General features: G+C 74.8%; 3 protein-coding genes and 1 pseudogene. 3 read left to right on the top strand and 1 reads right to left on the bottom strand.

From position 1 onward, the window contains the following. A pseudogene (locus tag FNQ90_RS10780) lies at positions 1-1,022 on the top strand (hypothetical protein); the annotation flags it as partial. 184 nt (positions 1,023-1,206) lie between these two features. After that, positions 1,207-3,393 carry a serine/threonine-protein kinase gene (locus tag FNQ90_RS28435; protein WP_182606169.1) on the top strand — a complete coding sequence of 729 codons (2,187 nt, stop codon included), beginning with the start codon at positions 1,207-1,209 and terminating at the stop codon, positions 3,391-3,393. Positions 3,394-3,502: 109 nt separating this feature from the next. On the opposite strand, the gene FNQ90_RS10790 is transcribed toward FNQ90_RS28435, so the two are convergent. Then, positions 3,503-4,786 carry an adenylosuccinate synthase gene (locus FNQ90_RS10790; RefSeq protein ID WP_182606170.1) on the bottom strand — a complete coding sequence of 428 codons (1,284 nt, stop codon included), beginning with the start codon at positions 4,784-4,786 and terminating at the stop codon, positions 3,503-3,505. Positions 4,787-4,933: 147 nt separating this feature from the next. On the opposite strand from FNQ90_RS10790, the gene FNQ90_RS10795 reads away from it, so the two are divergent. Continuing rightward, positions 4,934-5,716 carry a diacylglycerol kinase family protein gene (locus FNQ90_RS10795; protein WP_323379875.1) on the top strand — a complete coding sequence of 261 codons (783 nt, stop codon included), beginning with the start codon at positions 4,934-4,936 and terminating at the stop codon, positions 5,714-5,716. Positions 5,717-5,718: the final 2 nt, after the last annotated feature.

The raw sequence follows: 5,718 nt of genomic DNA on the forward strand, positions 1-5,718 counted from the left end.
GCGCCGCCCCGCGGGACCCGCGCCTGGCGGCCGGCTACGGCTACCCCGGACCCCCCGGTGGGTACGGGTACCCGCACGCGGGGGGCGGCTTCGGCCCGCCGCTGCCGCCCGGCGGCACGACCCCGGGGGCCGGCGGCACCACCGGCGAGACGCCCGCCGGCGGCGGAAAGCGGCGCGGCCCGGTCCTCGTCGCCGCGACGGTGGCCGGCGTGGTGCTCGCCGCCGGCGGCGTCGCCCTCGGCAACTGGTGGGTCGACCGGGACTCCGGCGCGGTGCTCGACTCCTATCTCGGCGCCTGGCAGGTCGAGGTGCGCGAGGGCGACGACGGTGCCCCGGGCGGGTCCACCGACCGCGGGGCCGACCCCGAGCCGGGCGGTTTCGTCGGCGCCGTCCAGTTCACCCTGGAGCAGGGCGGGGCCGGCGAGGTCATCGGCCGGTCGCTGCTGCTCTCCCCCGACGTGCTGTGCGCCCGCGAGGTGGTGCTGCGCGAGGCCGACGGGGACGGCCTGGTCATCGAGCAGCGAGCCGACTGGAGCGTCCCCGGGTCCAGTTGCCTGGAGGACGACGGCGGGCGGGAGCGGCTGCGGCGCGACACCGACGGCTCCCTGGTGTGGGTGGCGGGCGACGCCGAGTACCGGATGACCCGCACCGGCGACGCCGGGGCCGAAGCCGTGCCGCAGGCCCTGCTGGGCGCCTGGGAGTCCGAGGACGACGGCTTCGCCGAAACCCTGGTGATCTCCCGGGGCGCGGCCGGCGAGCGGGTCACCGACTGGCGCACCGAGGCGACCGAGGAGGACGGCGGGGCCGTCTGCCGCTACGTCAACCACCTGGTGCACACGACGGAGACCGCCGATCTGCTGCGCCTGGTGCTGGGCCCCGACGAGGTGTTGGAGGGCGACGCGGAGGACTGTCCCGGCTTCCCCTCCTACGAGATCCTGATGGACCCGGACGACCCGGAGGAGATCGAGATCGTCTGGTCCAACGCCCCCGACGAGCCCTACACGATGGACCGCGCGGACTGACCGCGCACCGCCCGCCGCGCCCCCGACCGTCGGCGCGGCACGGGAGGCGGGCCCCCGTCCCGGGCGTCACGACCGCCCCGGGGCGGGGCACCCGGCCGCTGTCGCCGGAATCGGCGGCCGACACCCCCGACCTGTGCTCGGGGCTCCACACGCGAACGAGGGGGAACCGGAAAGTGAGACCGAGATGAAGCCGTTGGAGCACGGGGACCCCCGACGGGTGGGGCCGTACCGGCTCATCGGCCGCCTGGGGGCCGGCGGCATGGGCAGCGTTTACCTCGCGCGCTCCGACCGGGGCCGCACGGTCGCCGTGAAGCTGGTGCACGCCGAGCTGGCCCGGCAGGCCGATTTCCGCACCCGCTTCCGGCAGGAGGTGGCGGCGGCCCGTCGGGTCGGTGGGCGCTGGACCGCCCCCGTACTGGACGCCGACACCGAGGCCGAGGTGCCCTGGGTCGCCACCGGCTACCTGGTCGGCCCCTCCCTCCAGGAGGTGGTGGCCGCCGAGTACGGGCCGCTGCCGGAGCGCCCGGTGCTGGCCCTGGCCGACGGCCTGGCCCGGGCGCTGCGCGACATCCACGCCGCCGGCCTGATCCACCGCGACCTCAAGCCCTCCAACGTGCTGCTCACCCTGGACGGTCCCCGGGTCATCGACTTCGGCATCGCCCGCGCCCTGGAGGGCGCCACCACCGGCCTGACCGCGACCGGCGCGGTGATCGGCTCCCCCGGCTTCATGTCACCCGAGCAGTGCCGGGACGAGCCGCTGACAGCCGCCTCGGACATCTTCTGCCTGGGCTCGGTGCTCACCTTCGCGGCCACCGGGCGGGGCCCGTTCGGGTCGGGCAACAGCGCCGTGCACGCCCTGATGCTGCGCATCGTGCAGGACGAGAAGAACCTGGACGGGGTGCCGGAGGGCGTGCGGGAACCGGTCGAGGCGTGCCTGGCGCCCGACCCCGCCGACCGCCCCGACGTGGAAAAGCTGTTGGAGCGCACGGCGGCGGCCGGCATCGCCCCGCCCGACGACCCGGCGGGCGGCGGCACGGCGGGCGGCGCGGCCCCGTTGCGCGGCGGCGAACCGTGGCTGCCCGGCGCGCTGGTGGCCTCGCTCGGGCAGCGGGCGGTGCGCCTGCTGGACAGCGAGGACCCCGACGAGCCCGAGGCGGCCGGGGCGCACCCGGTCGGCGGCGCCGGCACCCCGCCGGGCGGGTCCCCGGCCGCCGGGCCCTACTCCCCCGCCGGGTTCTTCGGCCCGCCGGCCGGCTTCGCCGCCGGCCCGGGCACGCCGCCGGGCGGGTACGGCGCCCCCACCGCCGGCCCCGGCGGGTACGGCACACCCCCCGGCGGGCCGACCGCGGCCCCCCTCGCCGAACCCGGCGCGGCCGGCCCGGCGGGCGACGCGGCCCGGCGACGCCGGGTGCTGTCCATCGCGCTCGCCGTCGTCCTGGTGGTCGCCGGCGGCGCGCTGACCGTCCGCCTCCTGGACTCGGACTCCGGCGGAGCCGACCGGGACTCCGGCGGAGCCGCGGGCGGCGACACCCCCGACGACACCGGGTCCGATACTCCCGACGACGGGGAGGAGACCGGCGGGGCCGACGGGGAGGACGCCTCGGACGACATTGACGACACCGGTGAGGACGAGGACGAGTACGAGAACGTCATCGACGAGCTGTTCATCGGGGCCTGGGAGGGCCCGATCGTGGACGCCGACGGCGAGACGACCGACCGCCGACTGCGCCTGGACATCACGCCCTCGGCGATCGACCAGCCGGCGGTGTACTCGATGGTGGTCTCCCCCACCGTGTACTGCCAGGGCACCGGTTTCCTGGTGTCGGCCGACCCCGAGTCACTGACGGTGGACCACGACGGCGAGCGGATCGTCCCCGACCCCGGCTCCTGCCCCTCCAGCCGGGAGCATCTGATCATGGAGGCCGGGGAGGGGATTCTGCTGTGGGAGGATCCTGACCGGGACCTGTCCGCGAACCTGACCCCGGTCGCCGCCGGGAGCGCGGAGGACCCCTACAACGCGCTGCCCGAGTCGCTGGTCGGCATCTGGGAGTATGAGGACGAGTGGAACCGCTCCTACCTCCTGACCTTCGAGGAGGGCCTGCCCGGCGACATGTTGGCCATCTGGGAGTACGCGGCGGACGGGGAGACCGTCGTCGAGTGCACCTGGGAACACGCCCTGTTCCACCTCGCCCCGGAGAAGAACGAGCTGATGTTCGGCCCGAGCCTGAACATCTCCGCCCGTCCGGCCGGCTACTGCCCCGACGGACAGTTCCCCGCCTTCCTGGTGGGCGAGCCGGACGGGGACCGACTCACCCTGACCGCCTTCCGGGGGCCGGGCGAGGAGTGGGAGTTCACCCGCCTCGGCAGCTGACCGGCGCCGGGAACGGCGGACGCACGGACGAACGCGGCGGGGACCATCCGGTCCCCGCCCCGCCGTCGTGTTCCCCGCGTTCCGCCCGGCCGCTCAACCGCTCAGCCGCTCACAGGAAGGAGCGCAGCTGGATGGTCTCCTCGCGCCCCGGGCCGACGCCGATGGCGGAGATCGGCGCCCCCGACATCTCCTCCAGCGCCTTGACGTAGGCACGGGCGTTGGCCGGCAGGTCCTCCAGGGTCTTCGCCCCGGTGATGGACTCGCTCCACCCCGGCAGGTACTCGTAGATCGGCTTGGCGTGGTGGAAGTCGGTCTGGCTGTAGGGCATCTCGTCGACCCGGCGGCCGTCGATCTCGTACGCCACGCACACCGGGATGCGTTCCCAGCCGGTGAGCACGTCCAGCTTGGTGAGGAAGAAGTCGGTCAGGCCGTTGACCCGGGTGGCGTAGCGGGCGATGACCGCGTCGAACCAGCCGCAGCGCCGGTCGCGTCCGGTGGTGACGCCGAACTCGCCGCCGATCCGGCGCAGCGCCTCGCCGTCCTCGTCCAGCAGCTCGGTGGGGAACGGCCCGGCGCCCACCCGGGTGGTGTACGCCTTGAGGATGCCGATCACCCGGTCGATGCGGGTGGGGCCGACGCCGGCGCCGGTGCAGGCGCCGCCGGCGGTCGGGTTGGAGGAGGTCACGAACGGATAGGTGCCGTGGTCCACGTCCAGCAGGGTGCCCTGCCCGCCCTCGAAGAGGACGACGCGACCCTCGTCGATGGCCCGGTTGAGGATCAGGGTGGTGTCCGCGACGTACGGCTCCAGCCGCTCGGCGTGCAGCAGCAGCTCCTCCATCACGGCGTCCACCGAGATGGCCCGCCGGTTGTAGAGCTTGGCGAGGACCTGGTTCTTGAAGTCGAGGGCCGCCTCGACCTTCTGCCGCAGGATCGACTCGTCGAAGAGGTCCTGCACGCGGATGCCGACCCGGTTGATCTTGTCGGCGTAGGTGGGGCCGATACCGCGCCCGGTGGTGCCGATCTTCCGCTTGCCGAGGAACCGCTCGCTGATCTTGTCCACGGTGGTGTGGTACGGGGTGATCAGATGGGCGTTACCGCTGATCAGCAGCTTGCCGGTGTCGATGCCACGCCGTTCCAGACCGGCCAGCTCGGTGAGCAGCACCTCGGGGTCCACGACCACGCCGCCGCCGATGACGGGGGTGCAGTTCGGGGAGAGGATCCCGGAGGGAAGCAGGTGGAGGGCGTATTTCTCGTCGCCGACGACCACCGTGTGGCCGGCGTTGTTGCCGCCCTGGTAGCGGACGACGTAGTCGACGGAACCACCGAGCAGGTCGGTGGCCTTGCCCTTGCCCTCGTCACCCCACTGAGCGCCGAGCAGCACAAGTGCGGGCACAGGCGTACACCCCTTCCGGGCGGGGCATCTCACATGCAGACTGCCCCGGATCGACGAAACCCCTGACGCAATCGCGACAGGGGCTCTTGCACCGAGAGTTTACGGGACCGGTGCCGCGGGGGTGAACAGCTGCCGGGAGGCGGAGAGGTGCTCATCGTCATCGACCCGGTCGCCAGACGTGTGGACGGGGAGTCGGTGCGCATCGCGCGTGACGTGCTCTGCGCCGGCGCGGACGACGCCCGGGTGTGCCTGCTGGAGCCGGATCGTCCGGGGTCCATGGCCAGGGCCCTGGCCCGCCGGGGGGAACGCCGGGTGGTGGTCGTGGGCGACGACCGGGCGCTGCTGTGGGCTGTGCGGCTGCTGCACGGGCGGGGCGAGTTGGACGAGCGTCCGCTGGGGGTGGTGCCGGTGGGTCCGGCCCCGACAGTGGCGGTGGCCCGGTCGCTGGGGGTGCCGCCGGACCCGGTGCGCGCCTCGCGGGCGGTGCTGCACGGCCCGACCCGGCCGGTGGACGCGCTGGAGGACGACGCGGGAGAGCTGGTGCTGGGGGTGCTGGGTATCCCGGCCCCGGCGCCGCGCACGGTCCCGCCGCCGCGTTCCTGGTGGCGGCCTGCCCGGCGACCGGAACTGCCCTCGCCGCCGGCGCAGCGGCTGCGGGTGGAGGCGGACGGGAAGGTGCTGGCGGACCTGGACCACCCGGTGCGGCAGGTGTCGCTGTCGGCCGAGGACGGCCTGGCGGCGGTGGTGGTGCGGCCGGGCAGCGGGGCCCCGGCGGTGGTGGCGCGGGCGAAGCGGGTCACGGTCTCCGGGCCGGGGTTCAGCTACCGCGCGGACGCCGGCGACCGGGGCCCGGAGCGCGTGCGCACCTGGCGGGCCCGGCCGGGCGCGATGCGGCTGTCGCTGCCGGCGGTCCGCGCCGGACGGGTCTGAGC

The sequence above is a fragment of the Streptomyces alkaliphilus genome, assembly GCF_014141535.1.
GTDB classification, from domain to species: Bacteria; Actinomycetota; Actinomycetes; order Streptomycetales; family Streptomycetaceae; genus Streptomyces; species Streptomyces alkaliphilus.

Excerpts from the sequence above, each read along its gene's own strand:
- FNQ90_RS28435 (WP_182606169.1), top strand. The coding sequence starts at position 1,207 with ATGAAGCCGTTGGAGCACGGGGACCCCCGACGGGTGGGGCCGTACCGG.